We start from the raw sequence: 24,685 nt of genomic DNA on the forward strand, positions 1-24,685 counted from the left end.
CACAAGTGCTAAGGACAATGTTAAGAAAGTAATCGATAAAATCAGTTCTCAGCCTGCTCCTCGTCCTGACGACAGTACTAACACTAACAATGGTGGAAACACTAACAACGGCGGCACTACCAACCCGGCTCCTAATAATAGTGACAGTGTGACACCAGATAACAGCGGTAATATTCCAGCTCAAGAAACACCAGTTTCTACTTTGACTCCAAACAATTCAGGAAATACAGGAAATACAGGTAATACAGTGACTCCTAGTGAGACTCGTCCTGTTGATAAGTCTGAACTTGCACGATTGGTTGAAGAATTGGAAACTCGCTTGAAGGCTTTGGATAGTGTAGACAGTACAGTGGTTGAGTCTGCTAAAGTTCTTCTTGCAGATATTAAACAAGCTCTTAATGACGAAAGTTTGACAGAGGCGGAATTGCGTGATATTGTTAGAAGAGTAAAAGAGGTGTTAGACTCCTTAAAAGATGTGAGAGAAGACCAGCAAAACCAAGACAAAGATCAGGTAAAAGACAAGAGTCAGACAGATACGGACCTTCCGTATGTGGCAATAGTCGGAAGTTTGCTCGCCCTTCTTGGTCTCCTTCTCTTCCTCATCGCTCGTCGTAAGAAAGAGTCAGAACTCAAGAAATTAGTCAAGGAACTAAGCAAGCTTGAAGCAGAATTGGATTCTACAAGTGTAGATGCGAAAGTTCTCGACAAAGCACGAGAAGCTCTCGCTCAAGCGGTTGCCTTCCTAGCCAATGAGAAAGAGTCTGACCACACAGAAGATGAGTTGATTGAGAAACTCAAAGCTATTCTTGCTCAGTTAAGATAAGCGACATGTTGAAATATCGCAGGCGACCATAGAAGTTACTACATTGCTGGATAATAACTATAGGAAAAGTTAGGCGCAAACCTGTAGTGGGAATATACCAGTTTCTAGCGGGGAAGTGGTTCTGGGAACAGGACACCATCTTTTGGATGGGAATACTTCCTTCTCTAGTACAAGTAGAAGTCTTTGATGGTAGAGTAAGATAAAGAAGAAACACGAAACAAGTAAGATAGTTCATGAAATGGAACTGAAAATTGCTGGTGTGGACTCTTAAAGGAAGTAATGGATAGAAAGAAGTTGAAAAGCGTCTTTCTATCCATCTTTCTTTGGGAGTATATGTAAGCGTTTTCTGTTCTAGAGCGAGCCTTTCCAATCGGCTGAGACACTTTCAGTTGATTTTTCCTTGCTTTCTGTTCCTAAAAAAGATATACTTTGAAAATAAAATGATTTAACAATCAATGAAAATCAAAGAGCAAACTAGGAAGCTAGCCGTAGTCAGCTCAAAGCACTGCTTTGAGGTTGTGGATAGAACTGACGAAGTCAGCTCAAAATACTGTTTTGAGGTTGCAGATGGAAGCTGACGTGGTTTGAAGAGATTTTCGAAGAGTATAAACCGCTTATAAAATAAAAAGGAGTCCAGATGGAACACATTATTTATCAGCTTGAAGAGGACTTGGCAATCCTTACCTTGAATCGTCCTGAGGTTGCAAATGGCTTTCATATTCCTATGTGTGAAGAAATTTTAGAAGCCTTGACTCTGGCAGAAGAAAATCCAGCTGTGCATTTTATATTAATCAATGCCAATGGCAAAGTCTTTTCAGTTGGGGGAGATTTGGTAGAGATGAAGCGGGCAGTGGATGAGGATGATATTCCATCATTGACAAAAATCGCAGAGTTGGTCAATACGATTTCCTATAAAATCAAACAAATAGCCAAACCTGTTTTAATGGAAGTTGACGGTGCTGTTGCAGGTGCCGCAGCGAATATGGCTGTTGCGGCAGATTTCTGTCTGGCGACGAATAAGGCGAAGTTTATTCAAGCCTTTGTTGGCGTTGGTTTGGCTCCAGATGCAGGGGGGATTCACCTCTTGAGCCGCAGTATCGGTGTGACGCGTGCTGCTCAATTAGCCATGACAGGTGAGGCTTTAACCGCAGAAAAAGCCCTAGAATGGGGGCTAGTTTACCGCGTTTCTGAAGCTGATAAGTTAGAAAAAACCAGAGAACAGCTTCTTAAAAAATTAAGACGTGGTTCAAGTAATTCCTATGCAGCCATTAAGAAGTTGGTTTGGGAGAGCCAATTTAAAGACTGGCAGGATTACGCTACTTTAGAACTGAACTTACAGGAATCCTTGGCTCAAACAGAGGATTTCAAAGAAGGAGTGCGAGCTCATTCGGAGAGAAGACGGCCTAAATTTACAGGAAAATAAAAAAATACTTGCATCATTCTTTGAACTTTGATATAATTCTCTTGTCAAATGTTTTGATTGTAAAAGTTTTTTTGAGAAGGAGGGAAAGAAAGATTGGACTACCAACGAATTAATGAATATTTAACATCTATATTTAACAATGTCCTTGTCATTGAGGAAGTGAGCTTGAGAGGTAGTCGTTTCAAGGATATCTCCATCAAAGAAATGCATACGATTGATGTGATTGGGAAATTCCCAGACGTGACACCAAGTAAAGTGTCAAAAGAGTTGATGGTGACTCTTGGGACCGTTACGACTAGTTTGAATAATCTCGAACGCAAGGGTTACATTGAACGCATTCGCTCAGAGCAGGATCGTCGTGTGGTGCATCTACATTTGACAAAGAAGGGTCGCTTGGTTCATAGGTTACATAAACGCTTCCACAAGGCCATGGTTGAAAAAATCATTGATGGTATGAGTAAGGAAGAAATTGATGTTATGAGCAAAGGGTTGACCAATCTTTATCAATTTTTGGAGGATTTGAAATAATGGCTTTTGCAAAAATAAGCCAGGTTGCTCATTATGTGCCAGAGCAAGTGGTTACAAATCATGACTTGGCTCAGATTATGGATACCAATGATGAGTGGATTTCAAGTCGGACGGGAATACGACAAAGGCATATTTCAAGAACAGAATCTACCAGTGATTTGGCTACAGAGGTTGCTAAGAAACTGATGGAAAAAGCTGGAATCACAGGAGAGGAGCTGGATTTTATCATCCTAGCTACCATCACTCCAGATTCGATGATGCCCTCTACAGCTGCTCGTGTCCAAGCTAATATTGGTGCTAATAAGGCCTTTGCTTTTGACCTAACAGCTGCCTGCAGTGGATTTGTATTTGCTCTTTCAACTGCTGAAAAGTTTATCGCTTCTGGTCGCTTTCAAAAAGGCTTGGTGATTGGTAGTGAAACCCTCTCTAAGGCAGTCGATTGGTCGGACCGATCAACAGCTGTATTGTTTGGAGATGGTGCTGGTGGCGTCTTGTTAGAAGCTAGCGATAAGCAACATTTCCTAGCGGAGAGTCTCAATAGCGATGGTTCACGAAGCGAGTGTCTAACTTATGGACATTCAGGCCTAGATTCTCCGTTTTCAGATAAAGAAAATGCAGATTCATTTTTGAAGATGGATGGGCGCGCAGTCTTTGATTTTGCCATTCGAGATGTAGCCAAGTCTATCAAGCAGACTATTGATGAAGCTCCTATAGAGGTGACAGACTTGGATTATCTGCTACTGCATCAGGCTAATGTCCGTATTTTGGATAAGATGGCTAGAAAAATTGGTGTTGACCGAGACAAACTTCCAGCCAATATGATGGAGTATGGCAATACCAGTGCAGCCAGTATCCCGATTTTACTTTCAGAGTGTGTAGAACAGGGACTCATCCCTTTAGATGGTAGCCAGACTGTTCTGCTATCAGGCTTCGGTGGAGGCTTGACCTGGGGCACGCTCATTCTTACAATTTAGGTAATCATGTGGTGAACACATTGTTATAAAAAACTATTTATTTTAAAGGAGTCCTATCATGGCAGTATTTGAAAAAGTACAAGAAATTATCGTTGAAGAACTTGGAAAAGATGCATCAGAAGTAACACTTGAATCAACTTTTGATGATTTGGATGCAGATTCATTGGACTTGTTCCAAGTAATCTCAGAAATCGAAGATGCTTTTGATATCCAAATCGAAGCAGAAGATGACTTGAAAACAGTTGGTGACTTGGTTGCCTACGTTGAAGAGCAAACAAAATAATACTCAATGAAAATCAAAGAGCAAACTAGGAAGCTAGCCGCAGGCTGTACTTGAGTACGGCAAGGTGACGCTGACGTGGTTTGAATTTGATTTTCGAAGAGTATAAGCAGAATATAAGATAGAAGGAGTAGGGAAACCCGCTCCCTCTTGTTTAGGCAATAGTTTGATTGTCAAATTATGACGATATCGAACTATTACGTAAGCAAGAAACGATGGAGGCACTATGAAAACGCGTATTACAGAATTATTGAATATTGAGTATCCTATTTTCCAAGGAGGAATGGCCTGGGTTGCTGATGGTGATTTGGCAGGGGCTGTTTCTAAGGCTGGAGGACTAGGCATTATCGGAGGGGGAAATGCCCCTAAAGAAGTTGTTAAGGCAAATATTGATAAAATCAAATCATTGACAGATAAACCCTTTGGTGTCAACATCATGCTCTTGTCTCCCTTTGTGGAAGATATTGTAGACCTCGTTATCGAGGAAGGTGTTAAGGTAGTGACAACAGGCGCAGGAAATCCTGGAAAATACATGGAACGCTTCCATGAAGCTGGGATTACAGTTATTCCTGTTGTACCAAGCGTTGCCCTAGCTAAACGAATGGAAAAAATTGGTGCGGACGCTGTTATCGCAGAAGGAATGGAAGCTGGGGGACATATCGGTAAATTAACAACCATGACCTTGGTGCGTCAAGTGGCGGCAGCTGTATCTATCCCTGTTATTGCGGCAGGAGGGATTGCGGATGGTGAAGGTGCTGCGGCTGGCTTTATGCTAGGTGCAGAGGCTGTTCAGGTTGGAACTCGTTTTGTCGTTGCAAAAGAGTCTAATGCCCATCCAAATTACAAGGCCAAGATTTTAAAAGCTAGAGATATTGATACTACGATTTCAGCTCAACACTTTGGACATGCTGTTCGTGCAATTAAAAATCAGTTGACTCGTGATTTTGAAAAAGCTGAAAAAGATGCCTTTAAACAAGAAAATCCTGATTTGGAAATTTTTGAACAAATGGGAGCAGGTGCCCTAGCCAAAGCAGTTGTTCACGGTGATGTGGATGGTGGCTCTGTTATGGCAGGTCAAATCGCAGGCCTTGTTTCCAAAGAAGAAACCGTTGAAGAAATCCTAAAAGATTTGTACTATGGAGCAGCTAAGAAAATACAAGAAGAAGCCTCTCGTTGGGCAGGAGTTGTAAGAAATGACTAAAACAGCCTTTTTATTTGCTGGTCAAGGTGCCCAGTATCTAGGGATGGGACGGGATCTCTATGATCAGTATCCGATTGTCAAAGAAACGATTGATCAAGCCAGTCAGGTTCTTGGTTATGATTTGCGTCATCTCATCGATACAGAAGAAGAAAAACTCAATCAGACCCGCTATACGCAACCAGCTATTTTAGCAACTTCAGTTGCTATCTACCGTTTATTACAAGAAAAAGGCTATCAGCCTGATATGGTTGCTGGTTTATCCCTTGGAGAATACTCTGCCTTGGTGGCCAGCGGTGCCTTGAATTTTGAAGAAGCTGTTGCCTTAGTTGCTAAGCGTGGAGCCTATATGGAAGAAGCAGCTCCTGCTGGCTCTGGTAAGATGGTGGCAGTTCTTAATACGCCAGTAGAGGTCATTGAAGAAGCCTGTCAAAAAGCTTCTGAACTTGGAGTGGTTACCCCAGCCAACTATAATACACCTGCACAAATCGTGATTGGTGGAGAAGTGGTTGCAGTTGATCGAGCTGTTGAACTCTTGCAGGAGGCAGGTGCCAAACGCTTGATTCCTCTCAAGGTTTCAGGACCTTTTCATACCGCTCTCCTTGAGCATGCTAGCCAGAAACTAGCTGAAACTCTAGCTCAAGTAAGTTTTTCAGATTTCACTTGTCCCCTAGTCGGCAATACAGAAGCTGCAGTTATGCAAAAAGAAGATATTGCTCAACTCTTGACGCGTCAGGTCAAGGAACCAGTTCGTTTTTATGAAAGTATTGGGGCTATGCAAGAAGCAGGAGTAACCAACTTTATCGAGATTGGACCGGGGAAAGTCTTGTCAGGCTTTGTCAAAAAAATTGATAAAACGGCTAAACTAGCCAATGTTGAAGATCAGGCGAGTTTGGAAGCTTTGCTAGAAAACAAGTAATCCCTTCTCCCATAAATACAAGAGGAAACAGGAGAAAAGAATGCAACTAAAAAATAAAAATATCTTTATTACAGGTTCGAGTCGTGGAATTGGTCTTGCCGTTGCCCATAAGTTTGCTCAAGCAGGAGCCAACATCGTCTTAAACAGCCGTGGGGCAATCTCAGAGGAATTACTCGCTGAGTTTGCAGACTATGGTGTCAAGGTGATTTCCATTTCAGGAGATGTATCCGATTTTGCAGACGCTAAACGTATGGTTGAGCAAGCTATTGCAGAGCTGGGTTCAGTAGATGTTTTGGTTAACAATGCAGGGATTACCCAAGATACCCTTATGCTCAAGATGACAGAAGCAGATTTTGAAAAAGTGCTCAAGGTTAATCTGACTGGTGCCTTTAACATGACACAATCAGTCTTGAAACCGATGATGAAAGCCAGAGAAGGTGCTATCATCAATATGTCTAGTGTTGTTGGTTTGATGGGAAATATTGGCCAAGCTAACTATGCTGCTTCTAAGGCCGGTTTGATTGGTTTTACCAAGTCTGTGGCGCGTGAAGTGGCCAATCGCAATATCAGGGTTAACGCTATCGCGCCTGGAATGATTGAGTCCGATATGACAGCGGTTCTATCAGACAAGGTAAAAGATGCCATGCTGGCACAAATTCCTATGAAAGCATTTGGGCAGGCAGAGCAGGTTGCAGATTTAACAGTATTTTTAGCAGGCCAAGATTATCTAACTGGTCAAGTGGTTGCCATTGATGGCGGCCTCAGTATGTAGCAGAAGCTAGAGGTAAAAAAGATGAAACTAAATCGCGTAGTAGTAACAGGTTATGGAGTGACATCTCCAATCGGAAATACACCAGAAGAATTTTGGAATAGTTTGACAACTGGAAAAATCGGAATTGGTCAAATTACGAAATTTGATCATAGTGACTTTGATGTGCATAATGCGGCAGAAATCCAAGATTTTCCTTTTGATAAATACTTTGTAAAGAAAGATACCAATCGTTTCGATAACTATTCTTTATATGCCTTGTATGCAGCCCAAGAAGCTGTCAACCATGCTAATTTGGATGTAGAGGCTCTTGATAAAGATCGTTTTGGTGTTATCGTTGCCTCTGGTATTGGTGGAATCAAAGAAATCGAAGATCAAGTGCTTCGCCTCAACGAAAAAGGACCAAAACGTGTGAAACCATTGACCCTTCCAAAAGCCTTGCCAAATATGGCTTCAGGAAATGTTGCTATGCGTTTTGGAGCAAACGGTGTTTGTAAATCTATCAATACTGCCTGCGCTTCATCAAATGACGCGATTGGAGATGCCTTCCGCTCGATTAAGTTTGGTTTCCAAGATGTTATGTTGGTAGGTGGTTCAGAAGCCTCTATCACACCTTTTGCTATTGCTGGTTTCCAAGCCCTAACTGCTCTCTCAACTACAGAGGATCCAACTCGTGCCTCTATTCCATTTGATAAGGATCGCAATGGGTTTGTTATGGGTGAAGGTTCTGGGATGTTGGTTCTTGAAAGTCTTGAACACGCCGAAAAACGTGGGGCTACTATCCTTGCTGAAGTGGTTGGTTACGGAAATACTTGTGATGCCTACCACATGACTTCACCACAACCAGAAGGTCAGGGAGCTATCAAAGCCATTAAACTAGCCTTGGAAGAAGCTGAGATTTCTCCAGAGCAAGTAGCCTATGTCAATGCTCACGGAACGTCAACTCCTGCTAATGAAAAAGGAGAAAGTGGTGCAATCGTAGCTGTTCTTGGTAAGGAAGTACCTGTATCATCAACCAAGTCTTTCACAGGACATTTGCTGGGGGCTGCAGGCGCGGTAGAAGCTATCGTCACAATCGAAGCCATGCGTCATAACTTTGTACCAATGACAGCTGGAACAAGTGAAGTATCAGATTATATCGAAGCCAATGTCGTTTATGGACAAGGCTTGGAGCAAGAAATTCCATACGCTATTTCAAATACCTTTGGTTTTGGTGGCCACAATGCAGTTCTTGCTTTCAAACGTTGGGAGAATAAATAAGTATGAATTTAAACGATATTAAAGACTTGATGGCTCAATTTGACCAGTCAAGTTTGAGAGAATTTTCTTATAAAAATGAGACGGATGAGTTGCAGTTTAGCAAGAATGAAGCGAGACTGGTGTCTGAAGTTGCAGCTCAAGTCGCTCCAGCGCCCGTTCTAGCAACACCGAGTCAAGTAGCTCCTATATCTGCTCCAGCAGAAACTATAGTGGAAGAAACTTCGGCGCCAGCTGAAGCAAGTGTGGATGCTGAGGGAGATCTTGTAGAGAGTCCACTTGTTGGAGTGGCTTACTTGGCTGCTGGTCCTGATAAACCTGCATTCGTTACAGTTGGCGATAGTGTCAAAAAAGGTCAAACATTGGTCATCATCGAAGCCATGAAAGTCATGAATGAAATTCCTGCACCTAAGGATGGTGTGGTAACAGAAATTCTCGTTTCTAACGAAGAAATGGTTGAGTTTGGTAAAGGATTGGTACGTATCAAATGATCGATATTCAAGGAATCAAAGAAGCCCTTCCCCACCGTTATCCTATGCTCCTAGTGGACCGTGTCTTGGAAGTGAGCGAGGATACCATCGTTGCCATCAAAAATGTGACCATCAATGAACCTTTCTTTAACGGCCATTTTCCTCAATACCCAGTTATGCCAGGTGTTCTGATTATGGAAGCCTTGGCGCAAACAGCTGGTGTCTTGGAGTTGTCAAAACCTGAAAATAAAGGAAAACTGGTCTTTTACGCTGGTATGGACAAGGTCAAATTCAAGAAGCAAGTTGTACCAGGCGACCAATTGCTTATGACGGCAACGTTTGTAAAACGTCGTGGTACCATAGCTGTGGTTGAAGCAAAGGCTGAAGTGGATGGCAAGCTTGCGGCCAGTGGTACTCTTACCTTTGCAATAGGGAACTAAGGAGGTTCTCCATGTTTCGAAAAATTTTAATTGCCAATCGTGGTGAAATTGCGGTTCGTATTATCCGTGCGGCGCGTGAATTGGGGATTGCAACGGTGGCGGTTTATTCAACTGCTGATAAGGAAGCCCTTCATACGCTTTTGGCAGATGAAGCAGTTTGTATCGGTCCTGGCAAGGCAACAGAGTCTTATCTCAATATCAATGCGGTTCTATCAGCTGCAGTCTTGACTGAGGCAGAAGCCATTCACCCAGGTTTTGGATTTCTCAGTGAAAATTCTAAATTTGCTACCATGTGTGAAGAAGTTGGTATCAAGTTTATCGGTCCATCTGGTCATGTCATGGATATGATGGGGGATAAAATCAATGCGCGTGCTCAGATGATTAAAGCAGGCGTGCCTGTCATTCCAGGTTCGGATGGAGAAGTGCATAACTCTGAGGAAGCTTTGATTATTGCTGAAAAAATTGGCTATCCTGTTATGCTCAAGGCTTCAGCAGGTGGTGGTGGTAAAGGGATTCGTAAGGTTGAAAAACCAGAAGACCTCGTTTCAGCCTTTGAAACTGCCTCTAGTGAAGCCAAGGCAAATTATGGCAATGGTGCCATGTACATAGAACGGGTCATCTATCCAGCTCGTCACATCGAGGTTCAAATCCTAGGAGACGAACACGGAAATGTGATTCATTTAGGTGAACGGGATTGTTCTCTTCAACGGAATAACCAAAAGGTTTTGGAAGAAAGTCCTTCGATTGCAATCGGAAAAACGTTGCGCCATGAAATCGGTGCTGCAGCTGTTCGAGCTGCAGAGTCTGTTGGCTATGAAAATGCAGGGACCATTGAGTTTCTTCTTGATGAAGCCAGTGGCAATTTCTATTTCATGGAAATGAATACTCGTGTACAAGTAGAACATCCAGTAACAGAATTTGTTTCAGGTGTGGATATCGTTAAGGAACAGATTCGCATTGCGGCAGGTCAACCTCTGTCTGTTAAGCAAGAAGATATTGTCCTACGCGGTCATGCCATCGAGTGTCGTATCAATGCAGAAAACCCAGCCTTTAACTTTGCTCCAAGTCCAGGTAAGATTACCAATCTCTATCTTCCAAGTGGAGGAGTTGGCTTGCGCGTGGATTCAGCAGTTTATCCAGGTTATACCATTCCGCCTTATTATGATAGTATGATTGCCAAAATCATCGTACACGGTGAAAACCGTTTTGATGCCTTGATGAAAATGCAACGTGCCCTCTATGAATTAGAGATAGAAGGGGTGCAGACCAATGCAGATTTCCAGCTTGACCTCATTTCAGATCGCAATGTCATTGCTGGAGATTACGATACTTCCTTCTTGATGGAAACTTTTTTACCCAAATATCAAGAAAAAGAATAAAATGACTTCAAGAGTTTAAACCGAAAAGGGGAATCAATGGCTCTATTTAGTAAAAAAGATAAGTATATTCGAATCAATCCCAATCGTTCGGTTAGGGAAAAACCTCAAGCCAAGCCAGAGGTTCCAGATGAATTATTTTCCCAGTGTCCGGGTTGTAAGCATACCATCTATCAGAAGGATCTGGGAAGTGAGCGCATCTGTCCACATTGTAGCTATACCTTTCGTATTTCTGCCCAAGAACGCTTGGCTTTGACGATTGATATGGGAACCTTCAAGGAATTGTTTACAGGGATTGAAAGCAAGGATCCCTTGCATTTCCCTGGTTATCAAAAGAAACTAGCAACCATGCGTGAAAAAACAGGGCTGGATGAAGCTGTTGTGACAGGAACTGCTCTTATTAAGGGTCAGACTGTGGCTCTTGGGATTATGGATTCCAACTTTATCATGGCTTCTATGGGTACGGTTGTAGGTGAAAAAATCACTCGATTGTTTGAGTATGCGACTGTCGAACAATTGCCAGTTGTCCTCTTCACAGCCTCTGGTGGCGCCCGTATGCAGGAAGGAATCATGAGTCTCATGCAGATGGCCAAGATTTCTGCAGCGGTTAAACGCCATTCAAATGCTGGTCTCTTTTATCTGACCATTTTGACAGATCCAACGACAGGTGGAGTAACAGCTTCTTTCGCTATGGAAGGCGATATCATTCTAGCTGAACCACAGAGCTTGGTCGGTTTTGCTGGGCGTCGTGTCATTGAAAATACGGTTCGTGAAAGCTTGCCTGAGGATTTCCAAAAGGCAGAATTCCTATTGGAACATGGCTTTGTGGATGCTATCGTTAAAAGAAGAGATTTGCCAGATACGATTGCAAGCCTAGTCAGATTGCATGGAGGGAGTCCTAGATGAATATTGCAAAAATAGTCAGAGAAGCGCGTGAGCAGAGTCGTTTGACAAGCTTGGATTTTGCGACAGGCATTTTTGATGATTTTATCCAATTACATGGTGACCGTTCTTTTCGAGATGATGGTGCAGTTGTTGGTGGTATTGGCTGGCTTGGAGACCAAGCTGTAACAGTGGTTGGTATCCAAAAAGGCAAGAGTTTGCAAGACAACCTCAAACGGAATTTTGGCCAACCACATCCAGAAGGCTACCGCAAGGCCCTACGTTTGATGAAACAGGCTGAAAAGTTTGGCCGTCCAGTTGTGACCTTTATCAATACCGCAGGTGCCTATCCTGGTGTCGGTGCGGAAGAACGCGGTCAAGGAGAAGCTATTGCTCGCAATCTCATGGAAATGAGTGATCTGAGAGTTCCTATTATCGCTATCATTATCGGTGAAGGTGGTTCAGGTGGGGCTCTGGCTCTAGCAGTCGCAGACCGTGTCTGGATGCTGGAAAATTCTATCTATGCTATTCTCAGTCCAGAAGGCTTTGCTTCCATTCTATGGAAGGACGGCAGTCGTGCCATGGAAGCGGCAGAACTGATGAAAATCACTTCACACGAGTTGTTAGAAATGGACGTGGTGGATAAAGTGATTTCTGAAGCAGGACTTTCTAGTAAAGAACTGATTAAGAGTGTCAAAAAAGAACTCCAAGCTGAGCTAGCTCTACTTTCACAAAAACCGCTAGAAGAGTTGTTGGAAGAACGCTATCAACGATTTAGAAAATACTAATATAAAAACTAGAACTGGCAGTCAGTTCTAGTTTTTATGTGCTTCTTATACTCAATGAAAATCAAAGAGCAAACTAGGAAACTAGCTGCAGGCTGCTCAAAACACTGTTTTGAGGTTGCAGATAGAACTGACGAAGTCAGTAACATCTATACGACAAGCCGACGCTGACATTGGTTTGAAGAGATTTTCGAAGAGTATTACTCTGTGCAGAGGGGAAAGTCAAAAGGTGCCTGGAAGACCAAACACCTTTTTGATTATTCATTTTCTTCAGTTACAAATTGACTAAGCAGTCCATTGATAAAACGGGCTGATTTTTGATCTGAAAAATTCTTAGCAAGTTCAATGGCTTCATTGACTGCTACCAGCTGAGGTGTATCAAATGATGTGATTTCAAAGATACCCAAGCGTAGTAAGTTTTTTTCGACCAAGGTTAAGCGTTCAACTGTCCAGCCTGACTTGAGGTGCTGGTTGATTTGTTTATCCAACTCGTCTTTTTGAGCTTGGATACCAGAAACCAAGTTTAGAAGAAAGGCTGGAATTTGCACATCTGCATCTTCACGGTCATGCGTGTAGGCAAAGCGACAAGCTGTTTCCATATCTGTTCCGAATTCAAGGCTCATGAGAGCTTGAAAAGCGCATTTACGAAGTTCACGTCTGGATTCTAATAATGGACTAGTCATTGAGGAAGTCCTCGTCAAACAGATCTTTCAACTCAGGTTTTGGTGTTTTATCTGGAACAATTCCTGCAACATGGATGTTGACAGCAGCAAGTTCCACATCAGCCATATCACGGACAGCATCTTTGACTGCTTTTTGAATAGCCATAGCAACTTTTGGTACCTTCACACCGTACTCAAGGTAGAGATAGATGTCAGCAGTTAGTTCTTCGTTGCTTTCTTTTAAGTAGACGCCACGACCAAGAGAGAGTTTTGATAGGGTGTCAGATACGGATTTATTTGAAAATGAGTGGACACCATCAACTTTAGCAGTTGCGATGGCAATGATTTTTTCAAGTACACGTGGAGCGATAACGATTTCGCCAAATTGTTCTTCAATTCCCATAGAATGACCTCTTTCTAGAGATTAGGCACGAGAAACGTAAGTTCCTTCTGCAGTGTTGATGATCAATTTTTGTCCAGCTTCGATGAAGTCAGGAACGTTGACAACAAGTCCAGTTTCCATAGTTGCTGGTTTACCAGAACCTGTAACAGTAGCACCTTTGATAGATGGTTGTGTTTCAGCAACTGTCAATTCAACAGTAGTTGGTACAGTTACACCGATCACTTCAGTTCCGTAGAATTGGATTTTTACATCAGAGTTTTCAAGGATGTAAAGCAATTCATTTTCAACGTTTACGACTGGGATTTCGTATTGGTCGTAAGTTTCAGTGTTCATGAAGTAGGCAGTTTCATCCATTTTGTACAAGTATTGAGCTGGAACAGTCTCGATAATAGCTTGTTCGAATTTTTCTTCTGGACGGTAGCTTGTATCAAATGTAGAACCAGTACGGACATCACGTAATTTCATACGCATGATTGTGTTCCCTTTACCTGGTTTGTGGTGGCTAGCTTCCAAAACGCGGATCAATTTTCCGTCTGCAGTTTCAAATGTCATACCAGCTTTCAATTTGCTTGCTTCAATCATGTTTTTACCTCTTTAATAAATATTATTACTCTTCATTTTACCATAAAATCTTCTGGAAATAAAGCCAAAATAGTTAATGGGATTTGGTAGGAGCGAAAAAACCAACCTCAGGGCTGGTTTTTACATATTACTCTTCTTTCAACTTCGCCAATTCTTGGGCAAGGAGTTTAAGGGCGACTTGTGGGTTGGCTTGGCCTTTGGTTGCTTTCATAAGGAATCCTGTGAAGGCCTTGTCTGCGTTGCGTTTGCCTGACTTGAAGTCGGCAACAGCAGCTTCGTTATCCGCAAAGACTTGGTGGATAATTGGAATCAAGACAGCTGGATCTGAGATTTGAACCATACCTGCTTTTTCAACGTATTCACGCGCGCCACCGCCATTTTTAGCTAGGTGGACAAAGACTTTCTTGGCAATCTTAGAAGAGATAGTACCGTCTTCGATGATGGCAATCATTTCAACCAAGTTTTCTGGTGTCAATTCGATTTGTTCCAGTGTCTTGCCTTCGGCATTCAAGAACTGAGCAACCTCCCCTTGGAGCCAGTTAGAGACTTGTTTAGCATCGCCACCGAGGGCAACAGCTTTCTCAAAGAAGTCAGAAGTGACTTTATTTGCAGTCAACTGGCTAGCATCATAGTCTGACAAGCCGAGGTCAGCAACATAGCGCGCACGGCGTTCTTTTGGAAACTCTGGTAACTCTGTACGCATTTCTTCGATCCACTCGTCTGAAATTTCAAAGAGGGGTAGGTCTGGTTCTGGGAAGTAGCGGTAGTCTGCAGCACCTTCCTTGACACGCATGAGGATGGTTGCCTTGTTGGCTTCATCGTAACGGCGTGTTTCCTGGCGGATTTGACCACCTGAGCGAAGGATTTCAGCTTGACGTTGAACCTCGTATTCAAGACCTTTGCGAACGTTTGAGAAGGAGTTGAGGTTCTTCAACTCAGTCTTGGTACCGAATTTCTCTTGACCATAAGGACGAAGAGAAATATTGGCATCCACACGCATAGAACCTTCTTCCATCTTAACGTCAGAAATGCCAGCGTACTGGATAACTTCCTTGAGGGTTGTCAGATAAGCATAGGCCTCCTCTGGCGAACGCATATCGGCTTCAGATACAATCTCAATCAAAGGTACCCCTTGGCGGTTAAGGTCAACGTAAGAGTAGCCGTCTGTACCGTGGGTGTTTTTACCAGCGTCTTCCTCTAGGTGAGCACGTTCGATACCGATTTTCTTAGTTGTACCGTCTTCTAGCTCGACTTCAATCCAACCGTTATAACCGATTGGCTCATCAAACTGAGAAATTTGGTAGGCCTTTGGATTATCAGGGTAGAAGTAGTTCTTGCGGTCAAAGTGCATCTTTTTGTGGATGTCCATGTTGAGAGCAAGAGCAGCCTTGATACCGGCATCAACAACACCTTTATTGAGAACTGGCAGGACTCCTGGGAAGGACCAGTCAATCACGTTAGTGTTGGCATTTTGGTCATTTCCAAAGTGGGCAGAAGTAGGTGAGAAGATTTTTGAATTGGTGTTGAGCTCTACGTGGACTTCAAGTCCGATGACTGTTTCAAAGTTCATTAGTTGTCACCTCCAAAAATCACGGGTTGTTGTTTGTGGTAGTCTGTTGTCGCCTCAAAAGCAGCAGCAGCTTGGTAAATAGTTTCCTCAGAATACTTAGGACCGATCAATTGGAGTCCGACAGGGAGACCTTGAGAGAATCCAGCTGGAATCGAAATTCCTGGGAGACCAGCTAGGTTGACTGGGATGGTCAAGAGGTCAGCCAAGTACATGGCAACTGGGTCGTGGTTGAGAGAATCCAAGTCATAGGCAACACTAGGAGCAGTTGGTCCCAAAATCAAATCGTAATCCGCGAAGACTTTTTCGAAATCTTGGATGATGAGGGTACGGACCTGACCAGCTTTCTTGTAGTAAGCATCGTAGTAGCCTGATGAAAGGCTGAAAGTACCTAGCATGATACGGCGTTTCACCTCTTCACCAAAACCTTGGCTACGGCTGTTTACATAGATTTCATCAAGATTTGTCGCATCCTCTGCGCGGTAGCCGTAACGGATACCGTCAAAACGTTGCAAGTTTGATGAAGCTTCTGATGAAGCGATGATGTAGTAAACGGCAACACCGTATTTTGAGTGAGGAAGGCTGACTTCTTCGACAATAGCACCAAGTTTTTCAAAGTGTTTGGCTGCGTTCAGAATGGTTTCCTTAACCTCTGGGTCAATTCCTTCACCAAGGTATTCTTTAGGCAAAGCGATTTTCATGCCCTTGATGTCTTGACCGATTTTTGAAGTAAAGTCGGCAATGCGGACAGGAGCAGAAGTAGAGTCTTTGGCATCTTCGCTGGCAATAGCGTTGAGTAAGAGGGCATTTTCCTTAACAGTTGGTGCGAAAGGTCCGATTTGATCTAATGAGCTACCAAAGGCAATGAGACCGAAACGTGAAACTGTTCCGTAGGTTGGTTTGAGACCAACGATCCCGTTGAAGGCAGCAGGTTGGCGGATGGAACCACCAGTATCAGAACCAAGTGACAAGCGGACTTGTCCTGAAGCTACAGCTGCAGCAGAACCACTTGATGAACCACCAGGAACCTTGCTGTGGTCCCAAGCATTTTTAGTGGCACCATAGTGTGAAGTCTCACCAGAACCGCCCATGGCAAATTCGTCCATGTTGGTTTTTCCAACGACAATCATACCCTTGGCTTTTGCATTGGCAACGGCCGTCGCATCAAAGATTGGCTCATAGTTGTAGAGCATTTTTGAGGCAGCAGTTGTGAGGATGCCGTCTGTAGAGATGTTATCCTTAACAGCAAGTGGAATTCCTGAAAGGACATTATCAGCGTCAATTCCAGCTTCATCAATAGCTTTAGCTTGAGCAAGAGCTTGCTCCTCAGCGATGGTAACAAAAGCGTTAATAGCTGTCTCGCGAGACTTGATATCTTCAAGCGTAGCTTGTGTCAATTCTGTTGCTGAAATTTCCTTAGAAACAAGGAGATTGTGCAAGTCTTCAATGGTTTTATTGTTGAAAGTCATTAGGCATCTCCTCCATCGTCTAGGATAGCTGGTACCTTGATATAGTAGTTGTCTTTTTCAGGTACGTTTTTAAACAAGCGATCACGGTCTGTTCCTTCTTCAGCCACATCAGGGCGTAGTACGGTCTTACAGTCAGCCATGGTTGTAGTAGGTGTGACACCAGTTGTGTCAACTTCGCCCAGCAGTTCAACCATGTCAACAATCTTAGACAAGGTAGTCGCAAAGGCAGCAGTTTCTTCTTCAGAGAATCTTAATTTTGAAAGATTGGCAACGTGTGTTACCTCTTCTTGCGTAATTTTCATCTTGCATCCTTTCGTGAAATGATGATTTTTAGTCTGTTCTATTTTACCATATTTTCCTATAAATAAGGGAGGGGGAAGTGAAAAGAAATAGAAATTGAAAAAAATGCTAAAATCCGATATAATGAAGTGTTGAAAGGAATGGTAAAATCCAATGTAAAAATCATTCTTAGCTATTTAAACAAGAAAAATAGAGAATCAAAGAAAGAGAACTTATGAATATTCAAGAAGAAATTAAGAAACGTCGTACTTTTGCCATCATCTCCCACCCGGACGCGGGGAAAACGACCATCACTGAGCAGTTGCTCTACTTTGGGGGCGAGATTCGTGAGGCTGGTACCGTAAAAGGAAAGAAAACAGGGACTTTTGCCAAGTCTGACTGGATGGATATCGAGAAGCAACGTGGGATTTCGGTTACTTCATCTGTTATGCAGTTTGACTACGACGGTAAGCGTGTCAACATCCTCGACACACCAGGGCATGAGGACTTTTCAGAAGATACCTATCGTACCTTGATGGCGGTGGATGCTGCGGTCATGGTCGTGGACTCTGCCAAGGGTATCGAGGCTCAAACCAAGAAATTGTTTGAGGTTGTCAAGCACCGTGGTATTCCAGTCTTTACCTTTATGAACAAGCTAGACCGTGATGGTCGTGAGCCACTGGACCTCTTGCAAGAATTGGAAGAAGTCTTGGGCATTGCGAGCTACCCTATGAACTGGCCTATCGGGATGGGGAAAGCTTTTGAAGGCTTGTATGACCTCTATAATCAACGCTTGGAGCTCTACAAGGGGGATGAGCGTTTTGCTAGTTTAGAAGATGGGGACAAGCTTTTTGGTAGCAATCCTTTCTACGAGCAAGTCAAGGATGATATTGAACTTTTAAATGAAGCTGGAAATGAGTTTTCAGAGGAAGCTATCCTTGCTGGAGAATTGACACCTGTCTTCTTCGGTTCAGCTTTGACAAACTTTGGTGTGCAGACCTTCCTTGAGACTTTTCTCAAGTTTGCTCCAGAACCACATGGTCACAAGAAAACAGACGGAGAAATTGTGGATCCTCATGATAAGGATTTCTCAGGATTTGTCTTTAAAATCCAAGCCAACATGGACCCTCGTCACCGTGACCGTATTGCCTTTGTCCGTATCGTATCAGGTGAATTTGAGCGTGGCATGAGTGTCAACCTTCCTCGTACTGGTAAGGGGGCTAAACTTTCGAATGTGACTCAGTTTATGGCGGAAAGTCGTGAGAATGTGACCAATGCCGTGGCAGGTGATATTATCGGGGTTTACGATACCGGTACTTATCAGGTTGGGGATACCTTGACAGTTGGGAAAAATAAATTTGAATTTGAACCCCTACCAACCTTTACCCCTGAAATTTTCATGAAAGTTTCTGCTAAGAATGTCATGAAACAAAAATCCTTCCACAAGGGGATTGAGCAACTGGTGCAAGAGGGTGCCATTCAGCTTTATAAGAATTACCAAACAGGCGAGTACATGCTAGGAGCTGTAGGTCAGCTCCAGTTTGAAGTCTTTAAGCACCGTATGGAAGGCGAATACAATGCGGAAGTCGTCATGAGTCCAATGGGTAAAAAGACCGTTCGTTGGATCAAGCCTGAGGATTTGGATGAACGGATGTCATCAAGTCGCAATATCTTGGCCAAAGACCGTTTTGACCAACCAGTCTTCCTCTTTGAAAATGACTTTGCCCTCCGTTGGTTTGCGGACAAGTATCCAGACGTAGAGTTGGAAGAAAAAATGTGACTCAGTACCAACAATTGGAACTAAAGTTCCTAATTGTTGGACGCTAGTCGCTATTTGGCGAACTAGCTAACTGCCTCACTAACTGAGTTTTACAAATGGAATCGATTTGCCAAACTTCGTGTCGTAATGTAAAAATTGTAAACCGTAATAGGACTTCAACTAAAATCTCCACTGGTATGGTTTTACGAACGAATGGGCGAAAATAATGGTTAAGTAGAAACATATGATGGGAAAAAAAGAAATGAGATAAAGAGTGAAAGAAGAGAAAAAAGCGATTGTCCTAGGCGCAGGTAATGCTCAGTATGAATAAAGTTGAGACTACGATAAAATCTCTTTGTGTTCATCATGATAATCGGAAGTTTTATATTTTTAATGATGATCTTCCGATTGACAGTAGTATTCTGAAAGATTATCGCCTACCCTTTGAGGGACTTTCTTACGCTACCTTCTTTAGGTATTTTATTCCTAAGTATGTAAGTGAGGTTCGTGTACTGTATTTAGACTCGGATATTATCGTAAGAAAACCGATAGATGAGCTGTGGTACTTAGACGTTACAGGCATCTCCTTAGTAGCAGTTAGAGATGATTTTTATACACCTATTTTCAATGCTGGTTTTTTGTTAATCAACAATGACATGTGAAGAGCAGAAAATGTCACGTAAAATCTGATTTAAGACACAAATAAAAAAGCTTCCAATTCTCTGTTTCCGTGTCTGAAGGCTTCTTTTCCTTTCTGTTGATAGACTAGTAGCAGACGATTGATTTGTCTTTCAGAAAGATTGAGTTCGACACAGGCCCGTTTCTTTGTTTTCTTTCCTTGGGCTATAGCTTTTATCACAAGATATTTTTTCATTTCATTCATATTTAGCTGGATCCTTTTCATATGACTATTCTACCAAATGAGACATTTTCATGTTCGATTTACTAAAGACATTATCACATTCGAATCACAATAAATAAAAAAATCTTCCAATTCCCTTGCAAAAAAGAAGAAAGTGTGATAACATAGTACGGTATGTGGTGCTAGCACATCCGCTATATTAGATCTAATAGGAGGAAAACACAAATGGCTAAAGTATGTTACTTTACAGGTCGTAAGACTGTATCAGGAAACAACCGTTCACACGCGATGAACCAAACAAAACGTGCCGTAAAACCAAACCTTCAAAAAGTTACTGTACTTATCGATGGTAAACCTAAAAAAGTTTGGGCTTCAGCTCGTGCTTTGAAATCAGGTAAAGTTGAACGCGTTTAATAATAAAAGTAAGGAGACCTCAGGGTCTTTTTCTTTTGTCATAGTGAAAAAATCATTTTAAAAGCAGAGTAAATATCCGCTGATACAGTATTCTGCTTTTACACTTGGGCTGAAATATGATAAAATAGAGTATCAACTAGTTGAGGTAAAAAGGATGACTGTAAAAATCAATACAAAAGATGGTCAAATCGAACTAACAGATGAAGTGATTGCAACTGTCGTAGGCGGTGCAACAACTGAGATTTTTGGTGTGGTCGGTATGGCTAGTAAAAATGCCCTCAAAGATAATTTTCAAGCCCTTCTAGGTAAGGAAAATTATTCCAAAGGTGTCGTCGTAAAGGCAGCCGAAGATGGCAGCATTGCAGTTGATGTGTATACCGTGTTGAGCTACGGAACAAAGATTAGTGAAGTGTCAAAAAACATTCAAGAGCGTGTTCGTTTTAGCTTGGAAAACCAGCTTGGAATTACTGCTCAGACTGTAAATGTCTACATTCAAAATATCAAAGTTGTAGGAGAATAACCGTGTCAAAAATTACTACTAGCTTATTTCAAGAAATGGTGCAGGCTGCATCAACTCGCTTGAATAAGCAAGCTGAATATGTCAATTCATTAAACGTCTTCCCCGTTCCAGATGGAGATACTGGAACAAACATGGGAATGACCATTGAAAATGGTGCTAAAGAAGTTGCAGACAAGCCAGCTTCTACAGTTGGCGAGGTAGCGAGCATTCTTGCTAAAGGGCTTTTGATGGGTGCGCGTGGGAACTCAGGTGTTATTACGTCTCAGCTTTTCCGTGGATTTTCACAAGCCATCAAGGATAAAGATGAGTTAACAGGTCAAGACTTGGCTCTTGCTTTCCAATCAGGTGTGGAAGTTGCCTATAAGGCAGTAATGAAGCCAGTTGAGGGAACGATTTTGACAGTTTCTCGTGGGGCTGCTATCGGTGCTAAGAAAAAGGCTGAGCAAACAGATGACGCTGTTGAAGTCATGCGCGCAGCCTTGGAAGGTGCTAAAACAGCTCTAGCTAAAACACCAGACATGCTTCCAGTCTTGAAAGAAGTTGGCGTTGTGGACTCAGGTGGTCAAGGATTGGTCTTCATCTACGAAGGTTTCCTTTCAGCCCTTACTGGTGAATATATTGCATCTGAGGACTTTGTAGCGACTCCTGCCAACATGAGTGAGATGATCAATGCAGAGCATCATAAGTCTGTGGCTGGTCACGTAGCGACTGAGGACATCACCTTTGGTTACTGTACTGAAATCATGGTAGCTCTTAAGCAAGGTCCAACCTATGCCAAAGATTTTGACTACGACGAATTCCGTAACTACTTGAATGAGCTTGGAGACTCTCTCCTCGTTGTTAACGATGATGAAATTGTTAAAGTCCATGTCCATACAGAAGATCCAGGACTTGTTATGCAAGAAGGTCTCAAATATGGTAGCTTGGTCAAGGTAAAAGTTGACAATATGCGTAACCAACACGAAGCACAGGTTGAGAAAGAAGCTATCCAAGTTAGCAAGCCTGCTGAAGAAAAAGAGTATGCTTTGATTGCTGTAGTGGCTGGTAAAGGCCTAGCAGATATCTTCCGCTCTCAAGGCGTGGATTATGTTATCGAAGGCGGTCAAACCATGAACCCTTCAACAGAAGACTTTATCAAGGCTGTTGAACAGGTCAACGCTCGTAACATCATCTTCCTGCCAAATAACAAGAATATCTTCATGGCAGCTCAATCTGCAGCAGAAGTTTTGGAGCAACCAGCAGTAGTGGTGGAAGCTCGTACTCTTCCTCAAGGTTTGACAAGTCTTCTTGCCTTTGATCCAGGCAAGTCCATCGAAGAAAACCAAGAGCGTATGACTGCTGCTCTCAGCGATGTCGTTAGCGGAAGCGTCACAACAGCTGTGCGTGATACAACCATTGATGGCTTAGAAATCCATGAAAATGATAATCTTGGTATGGTTGATGGGAAAATTCTCGTGTCAAACCCTGACATGCACCAAACCTTGACAGAAACATTGAAACATATGTTGGATGAAGATAGTGAAATCGTAACCTTCTATGTCGGTGAAGACGGAAGCGAAGAACTTGCCAATGAAATTGCTCAAGAAATCGCAGAAGAATTCGAAGACGTTGAAGTCGAGATTCACCAAGGCCAACAACCTGTTTACCCATACCTATTTAGTGTGGAATAAGATTAATAAAGGACTGAGAAATCAGTTCTTTTTTCTTTTTTAGTAAATGAAATCGGTATCTTTTTTTATAAAAACAAAAATAACATTCATAAATAAACGTTAAAATAGAAAATTCAGAAAATTTCTTCTTTTCTCTTGAAAATTTTTGAAAAAATGGTATGATAGTAACAAGTTATTTTTAAGAGGAAAGAAAGGGGAACAATGGAGAAAATCAGTTTAGAATCTCCTAAGACGGGGTCGGATCTAGTTTTGGAAACACTTCGTGATTTAGGAATTGATACCATCTTTGGTTATCCTGGTGGTGCAGTCTTGCCTTTTTATGATGCGATATATAATTTTAAAGGCATTCGCCACATTCTAGGGCGCCATGAGCAAGGTTGTTTGCATGAAGCTGAAGGTTATGCCAAATCAACTGGAAAGTTGGGTGTTGCCGTCGTCACTAGTGGACCAGGAGCAACAAATGCCATTACAGGGATTGCGGATGCCATGAGCGATAGCGTTCCCCTTTTGGTCTTTACAGGACAGGTTGCGCGAGCAGGGATTGGGAAGGATGCCTTTCAGGAGGCAGACATCGTGGGAATTACCATGCCAATCACTAAGTACAATTACCAAGTTCGTGAGACAGCTGATATCCCTCGTATCATTACGGAAGCTGTCCATATTGCAACTACAGGTCGACCAGGGCCAGTTGTCATTGACCTACCTAAAGATGTATCTGCTTTAGAAACGGACTTCATCTATTCACCAGAAGTGAACCTACCAAGCTATCAGCCAACTCTTGAGCCAAATGATATGCAAATCAAGAAAATCTTGAAGCAATTATCCAAGGCTAAAAAGCCAGTCTTGTTAGCTGGTGGTGGAATTAGTTATGCTGAGGCTGCGGCAGAATTAAATGAATTTGCAGAACGTTACCAAATTCCAGTGGTAACTAGTCTCTTAGGGCAAGGTACGATTGCAACGAGTCATCCGCTCTTCCTTGGAATGGGAGGCATGCACGGATCATTTGCAGCTAATATTGCCATGACGGAAGCGGACTTTATGATTAGTATTGGTTGTCGTTTCGATGACCGCTTGACGGGGAATCCTAAGACTTTCGCTAAGAATGCTAAGGTTGCCCATATTGATATTGACCCAGCTGAGATTGGCAAGATTATCAGTGCAGATATTCCTGTAGTTGGAGATGCGAAAAAAGCCTTGCAAATGTTGCTGGCCGAACCAACAGTTCATAACAATACTGAGAAATGGATTGAAAAAGTCACTAAAGACAAGAACCGCGTTCGTTCTTATGATAAGAAAGAGCGTGTAGTTCAACCGCAAGCTGTTATTGAACGAATTGGTGAATTAACTAACGGAGATGCCATCGTGGTAACAGACGTTGGTCAACACCAAATGTGGACAGCCCAGTATTATCCCTACCAAAATGAACGTCAGTTAGTGACTTCAGGTGGTTTGGGAACGATGGGATTTGGAATTCCAGCAGCAATCGGTGCTAAAATTGCTAACCCAGATAAGGAAGTAGTCTTGTTTGTTGGGGATGGCGGTTTCCAAATGACTAACCAGGAATTGGCTATTTTGAACATTTATAAGGTGCCAATCAAGGTGGTTATGCTGAACAACCACTCGCTTGGAATGGTTCGCCAATGGCAGGAATCCTTCTATGAAGGTAGAACATCTGAGTCAGTCTTTGATACTCTTCCCGATTTCCAATTGATGGCACAAGCTTACGGTATTAAAAACTATAAATTTGACAATCCTGAGACCTTAGCTCAAGATCTTGAAGTGATCACTGAGGATATTCCTATGCTAATCGAGGTAGATATTTCTCGTAAGGAACAGGTGTTACCAATGGTACCAGCTGGTAAGAGTAATCATGAGATGTTGGGGGTGAAGTTCCATGCGTAGAATGTTAACAGCAAAACTACAAAATCGATCAGGAGTCCTCAATCGCTTTACCGGTGTCCTGTCTCGTCGTCAGGTTAATATCGAAAGTATCTCTGTTGGAGCAACAGAAGATCCGAATGTATCGCGCATCACCATTATTATTGATGTAGCTTCACATGATGAAGTGGAGCAAATCATCAAGCAACTCAATCGTCAGATTGATGTGATTCGCATTCGAGATATTACAGACAAGCCTCATTTGGAGCGCGAGGTGATTTTGGTTAAGATGTCAGCACCAGCTGAGAAGCGAGCTGAGATTCTAGCGATTATTCAACCTTTCCGTGCAACAGTGGTAGACGTAGCGCCAAGCTCGATTACCATTCAGATGACAGGAAATGCTGAAAAGAGTGAAGCCCTATTGCGAGTCATTCGACCATACGGTATTCGCAATATTGCTCGAACGGGAGCAACTGGATTTACCCGCGATTAAAAA

The 24,685-nt window shown here is 42.6% G+C and carries 28 protein-coding genes and 1 pseudogene; 22 read left to right on the top strand and 7 right to left on the bottom strand.

Annotation, left to right across the window (positions count from 1 at the left end):
* From HT679_RS09260 to HT679_RS09325, 15 genes are all read left to right on the top strand, one after another.
* Positions 1 to 823: hypothetical protein (locus HT679_RS09260; RefSeq protein ID WP_240149595.1), on the top strand; the 823-nt coding region annotated here is incomplete at its 5' end.
* A 455-nt stretch (positions 824 to 1,278) separates the two neighbouring features.
* On the top strand, positions 1,279 to 1,401 hold the full coding sequence (locus HT679_RS11605) for a hypothetical protein (protein ID WP_001839798.1): 123 nt from the start codon (positions 1,279 to 1,281) through the stop codon (positions 1,399 to 1,401).
* A 59-nt stretch (positions 1,402 to 1,460) separates the two neighbouring features.
* On the top strand, positions 1,461 to 2,246 hold the full coding sequence (locus HT679_RS09265) for an enoyl-CoA hydratase (protein ID WP_173214263.1): 786 nt from the start codon (positions 1,461 to 1,463) through the stop codon (positions 2,244 to 2,246).
* Positions 2,247 to 2,339: 93 nt separating this feature from the next.
* Positions 2,340 to 2,774: a MarR family transcriptional regulator gene (locus tag HT679_RS09270; protein WP_173214264.1), complete on the top strand. Its 435-nt coding sequence runs from the start codon at positions 2,340 to 2,342 to the stop codon at positions 2,772 to 2,774.
* Positions 2,774 to 3,748: a beta-ketoacyl-ACP synthase III gene (locus tag HT679_RS09275; protein WP_173214265.1), complete on the top strand. Its 975-nt coding sequence runs from the start codon at positions 2,774 to 2,776 to the stop codon at positions 3,746 to 3,748. The genes HT679_RS09270 and HT679_RS09275 overlap by 1 nt, the downstream gene beginning before the upstream one ends.
* Before the next feature lie 58 nt (positions 3,749 to 3,806).
* On the top strand, positions 3,807 to 4,031 hold the full coding sequence (locus tag HT679_RS09280; protein WP_000257838.1) for an acyl carrier protein: 225 nt from the start codon (positions 3,807 to 3,809) through the stop codon (positions 4,029 to 4,031).
* A 223-nt stretch (positions 4,032 to 4,254) separates the two neighbouring features.
* Positions 4,255 to 5,229 carry an enoyl-[acyl-carrier-protein] reductase FabK gene (gene fabK, locus HT679_RS09285; RefSeq protein ID WP_112444397.1) on the top strand — a complete coding sequence of 325 codons (975 nt, stop codon included), beginning with the start codon at positions 4,255 to 4,257 and terminating at the stop codon, positions 5,227 to 5,229.
* Complete coding sequence (gene fabD / locus HT679_RS09290) at positions 5,222 to 6,145, top strand: ACP S-malonyltransferase (protein ID WP_173214267.1); 924 nt, start codon at positions 5,222 to 5,224, stop codon at positions 6,143 to 6,145. Before fabK ends, fabD begins: the two co-directional genes overlap by 8 nt.
* 40 nt (positions 6,146 to 6,185) lie before the next feature.
* The gene (fabG, locus tag HT679_RS09295; RefSeq protein WP_173214269.1) at positions 6,186 to 6,917 is read left to right on the top strand and encodes a 3-oxoacyl-[acyl-carrier-protein] reductase; all 732 of its coding nucleotides are present in this window, start codon (positions 6,186 to 6,188) and stop codon (positions 6,915 to 6,917) included.
* A gap of 21 nt (positions 6,918 to 6,938) precedes the next feature.
* The gene (gene fabF / locus HT679_RS09300; protein ID WP_173214271.1) at positions 6,939 to 8,174 is read left to right on the top strand and encodes a beta-ketoacyl-ACP synthase II; all 1,236 of its coding nucleotides are present in this window, start codon (positions 6,939 to 6,941) and stop codon (positions 8,172 to 8,174) included.
* 2 nt (positions 8,175 to 8,176) lie between these two features.
* Complete coding sequence (gene accB, locus HT679_RS09305) at positions 8,177 to 8,662, top strand: acetyl-CoA carboxylase biotin carboxyl carrier protein (protein ID WP_173214273.1); 486 nt, start codon at positions 8,177 to 8,179, stop codon at positions 8,660 to 8,662.
* Positions 8,659 to 9,081 carry a 3-hydroxyacyl-ACP dehydratase FabZ gene (fabZ, locus tag HT679_RS09310; RefSeq protein ID WP_000565509.1) on the top strand — a complete coding sequence of 141 codons (423 nt, stop codon included), beginning with the start codon at positions 8,659 to 8,661 and terminating at the stop codon, positions 9,079 to 9,081. The genes accB and fabZ overlap by 4 nt, the downstream gene beginning before the upstream one ends.
* Before the next feature lie 11 nt (positions 9,082 to 9,092).
* Positions 9,093 to 10,460: an acetyl-CoA carboxylase biotin carboxylase subunit gene (locus tag HT679_RS09315; protein WP_173214275.1), complete on the top strand. Its 1,368-nt coding sequence runs from the start codon at positions 9,093 to 9,095 to the stop codon at positions 10,458 to 10,460.
* Between the two features lie 36 nt (positions 10,461 to 10,496).
* Positions 10,497 to 11,363, top strand: coding sequence for an acetyl-CoA carboxylase, carboxyltransferase subunit beta (gene accD, locus HT679_RS09320; protein ID WP_049522033.1), 867 nt, complete (start codon positions 10,497 to 10,499; stop codon positions 11,361 to 11,363).
* Positions 11,360 to 12,127, top strand: a complete 768-nt coding sequence (locus tag HT679_RS09325; RefSeq protein ID WP_173214277.1) for an acetyl-CoA carboxylase carboxyl transferase subunit alpha — start codon at positions 11,360 to 11,362, stop codon at positions 12,125 to 12,127. Before accD ends, HT679_RS09325 begins: the two co-directional genes overlap by 4 nt.
* Positions 12,128 to 12,381: 254 nt before the next feature.
* Here the strand turns inward: HT679_RS09325 and nusB are convergent, their stop codons facing one another.
* From nusB to gatC, 6 genes are all read right to left on the bottom strand, one after another.
* Positions 12,382 to 12,807, bottom strand: coding sequence for a transcription antitermination factor NusB (gene nusB / locus HT679_RS09330; RefSeq protein WP_173214279.1), 426 nt, complete (start codon positions 12,805 to 12,807; stop codon positions 12,382 to 12,384).
* Positions 12,800 to 13,189, bottom strand: a complete 390-nt coding sequence (locus tag HT679_RS09335) for an Asp23/Gls24 family envelope stress response protein (protein WP_173214281.1) — start codon at positions 13,187 to 13,189, stop codon at positions 12,800 to 12,802. The genes nusB and HT679_RS09335 overlap by 8 nt, the downstream gene beginning before the upstream one ends.
* Before the next feature lie 21 nt (positions 13,190 to 13,210).
* Entirely contained in the window at positions 13,211 to 13,771 is a 561-nt protein-coding gene (efp, locus tag HT679_RS09340) for an elongation factor P (RefSeq protein WP_000568643.1), read from the bottom strand.
* A 127-nt stretch (positions 13,772 to 13,898) separates the two neighbouring features.
* Entirely contained in the window at positions 13,899 to 15,341 is a 1,443-nt protein-coding gene (gene gatB, locus HT679_RS09345; RefSeq protein WP_173214283.1) for an Asp-tRNA(Asn)/Glu-tRNA(Gln) amidotransferase subunit GatB, read from the bottom strand.
* Positions 15,341 to 16,807, bottom strand: coding sequence for an Asp-tRNA(Asn)/Glu-tRNA(Gln) amidotransferase subunit GatA (gatA, locus tag HT679_RS09350; RefSeq protein WP_000143706.1), 1,467 nt, complete (start codon positions 16,805 to 16,807; stop codon positions 15,341 to 15,343). The genes gatB and gatA overlap by 1 nt, the downstream gene beginning before the upstream one ends.
* On the bottom strand, positions 16,807 to 17,109 hold the full coding sequence (gene gatC / locus HT679_RS09355; protein WP_173214285.1) for an Asp-tRNA(Asn)/Glu-tRNA(Gln) amidotransferase subunit GatC: 303 nt from the start codon (positions 17,107 to 17,109) through the stop codon (positions 16,807 to 16,809). The genes gatA and gatC overlap by 1 nt, the downstream gene beginning before the upstream one ends.
* Before the next feature lie 212 nt (positions 17,110 to 17,321).
* On the opposite strand from gatC, the gene HT679_RS09360 reads away from it, so the two are divergent.
* The gene (locus tag HT679_RS09360; RefSeq protein ID WP_001025436.1) at positions 17,322 to 18,866 is read left to right on the top strand and encodes a peptide chain release factor 3; all 1,545 of its coding nucleotides are present in this window, start codon (positions 17,322 to 17,324) and stop codon (positions 18,864 to 18,866) included.
* A 302-nt stretch (positions 18,867 to 19,168) separates the two neighbouring features.
* On the top strand, positions 19,169 to 19,507 hold the full coding sequence (locus tag HT679_RS09365; RefSeq protein WP_225904690.1) for a glycosyltransferase: 339 nt from the start codon (positions 19,169 to 19,171) through the stop codon (positions 19,505 to 19,507).
* Positions 19,508 to 19,566: 59 nt separating this feature from the next.
* Here the strand turns inward: HT679_RS09365 and HT679_RS09370 are convergent.
* A pseudogene (locus HT679_RS09370) lies at positions 19,567 to 19,728 on the bottom strand (helix-turn-helix domain-containing protein); the annotation flags it as partial.
* A gap of 204 nt (positions 19,729 to 19,932) precedes the next feature.
* On the opposite strand from HT679_RS09370, the gene rpmB reads away from it, so the two are divergent.
* From rpmB to ilvN, 5 genes are all read left to right on the top strand, one after another.
* Positions 19,933 to 20,121, top strand: a complete 189-nt coding sequence (gene rpmB / locus HT679_RS09375) for a 50S ribosomal protein L28 (protein ID WP_001140948.1) — start codon at positions 19,933 to 19,935, stop codon at positions 20,119 to 20,121.
* 154 nt (positions 20,122 to 20,275) lie between these two features.
* The gene (locus HT679_RS09380; protein WP_000216442.1) at positions 20,276 to 20,641 is read left to right on the top strand and encodes an Asp23/Gls24 family envelope stress response protein; all 366 of its coding nucleotides are present in this window, start codon (positions 20,276 to 20,278) and stop codon (positions 20,639 to 20,641) included.
* Between the two features lie 2 nt (positions 20,642 to 20,643).
* Entirely contained in the window at positions 20,644 to 22,311 is a 1,668-nt protein-coding gene (locus HT679_RS09385) for a DAK2 domain-containing protein (RefSeq protein ID WP_173214287.1), read from the top strand.
* Between the two features lie 201 nt (positions 22,312 to 22,512).
* Positions 22,513 to 24,213 carry an acetolactate synthase large subunit gene (locus tag HT679_RS09390; RefSeq protein ID WP_173214289.1) on the top strand — a complete coding sequence of 567 codons (1,701 nt, stop codon included), beginning with the start codon at positions 22,513 to 22,515 and terminating at the stop codon, positions 24,211 to 24,213.
* Positions 24,206 to 24,682 (top strand): acetolactate synthase small subunit, encoded by a 477-nt coding sequence (gene ilvN / locus HT679_RS09395; protein ID WP_001253803.1) that lies wholly within the window; start codon positions 24,206 to 24,208, stop codon positions 24,680 to 24,682. The genes HT679_RS09390 and ilvN overlap by 8 nt, the downstream gene beginning before the upstream one ends.
* Positions 24,683 to 24,685 lie beyond the last annotated feature (3 nt).

It is taken from the genome of Streptococcus sp. 4886, assembly GCF_013276485.1.
Taxonomy (GTDB): Bacteria; Bacillota; Bacilli; order Lactobacillales; family Streptococcaceae; genus Streptococcus.

Bases quoted from the DNA above. Each gene is read 5' to 3' on its own strand.
- HT679_RS11605 (WP_001839798.1), top strand. From the start codon at position 1,279: ATGAAAATCAAAGAGCAAACTAGGAAGCTAGCCGTAGTCAGCTCAAAG.
- HT679_RS09265 (WP_173214263.1), top strand. From the start codon at position 1,461: ATGGAACACATTATTTATCAGCTTGAAGAGGACTTGGCAATCCTTACC.
- HT679_RS09275 (WP_173214265.1), top strand. From the start codon at position 2,774: ATGGCTTTTGCAAAAATAAGCCAGGTTGCTCATTATGTGCCAGAGCAA.
- HT679_RS09280 (WP_000257838.1), top strand. From the start codon at position 3,807: ATGGCAGTATTTGAAAAAGTACAAGAAATTATCGTTGAAGAACTTGGA.
- fabK (WP_112444397.1), top strand. From the start codon at position 4,255: ATGAAAACGCGTATTACAGAATTATTGAATATTGAGTATCCTATTTTC.
- fabD (WP_173214267.1), top strand. From the start codon at position 5,222: ATGACTAAAACAGCCTTTTTATTTGCTGGTCAAGGTGCCCAGTATCTA.
- fabG (WP_173214269.1), top strand. From the start codon at position 6,186: ATGCAACTAAAAAATAAAAATATCTTTATTACAGGTTCGAGTCGTGGA.
- fabF (WP_173214271.1), top strand. From the start codon at position 6,939: ATGAAACTAAATCGCGTAGTAGTAACAGGTTATGGAGTGACATCTCCA.
- accB (WP_173214273.1), top strand. From the start codon at position 8,177: ATGAATTTAAACGATATTAAAGACTTGATGGCTCAATTTGACCAGTCA.
- fabZ (WP_000565509.1), top strand. From the start codon at position 8,659: ATGATCGATATTCAAGGAATCAAAGAAGCCCTTCCCCACCGTTATCCT.
- HT679_RS09315 (WP_173214275.1), top strand. From the start codon at position 9,093: ATGTTTCGAAAAATTTTAATTGCCAATCGTGGTGAAATTGCGGTTCGT.
- accD (WP_049522033.1), top strand. From the start codon at position 10,497: ATGGCTCTATTTAGTAAAAAAGATAAGTATATTCGAATCAATCCCAAT.
- HT679_RS09325 (WP_173214277.1), top strand. From the start codon at position 11,360: ATGAATATTGCAAAAATAGTCAGAGAAGCGCGTGAGCAGAGTCGTTTG.
- nusB (WP_173214279.1), bottom strand. From the start codon at position 12,807: ATGACTAGTCCATTATTAGAATCCAGACGTGAACTTCGTAAATGCGCT.
- HT679_RS09335 (WP_173214281.1), bottom strand. From the start codon at position 13,189: ATGGGAATTGAAGAACAATTTGGCGAAATCGTTATCGCTCCACGTGTA.
- efp (WP_000568643.1), bottom strand. From the start codon at position 13,771: ATGATTGAAGCAAGCAAATTGAAAGCTGGTATGACATTTGAAACTGCA.
- gatB (WP_173214283.1), bottom strand. From the start codon at position 15,341: ATGAACTTTGAAACAGTCATCGGACTTGAAGTCCACGTAGAGCTCAAC.
- gatA (WP_000143706.1), bottom strand. From the start codon at position 16,807: ATGACTTTCAACAATAAAACCATTGAAGACTTGCACAATCTCCTTGTT.
- gatC (WP_173214285.1), bottom strand. From the start codon at position 17,109: ATGAAAATTACGCAAGAAGAGGTAACACACGTTGCCAATCTTTCAAAA.
- HT679_RS09360 (WP_001025436.1), top strand. From the start codon at position 17,322: ATGAATATTCAAGAAGAAATTAAGAAACGTCGTACTTTTGCCATCATC.
- HT679_RS09365 (WP_225904690.1), top strand. From the start codon at position 19,169: ATGAATAAAGTTGAGACTACGATAAAATCTCTTTGTGTTCATCATGAT.
- rpmB (WP_001140948.1), top strand. From the start codon at position 19,933: ATGGCTAAAGTATGTTACTTTACAGGTCGTAAGACTGTATCAGGAAAC.
- HT679_RS09380 (WP_000216442.1), top strand. From the start codon at position 20,276: ATGACTGTAAAAATCAATACAAAAGATGGTCAAATCGAACTAACAGAT.
- HT679_RS09390 (WP_173214289.1), top strand. From the start codon at position 22,513: ATGGAGAAAATCAGTTTAGAATCTCCTAAGACGGGGTCGGATCTAGTT.
- ilvN (WP_001253803.1), top strand. From the start codon at position 24,206: ATGCGTAGAATGTTAACAGCAAAACTACAAAATCGATCAGGAGTCCTC.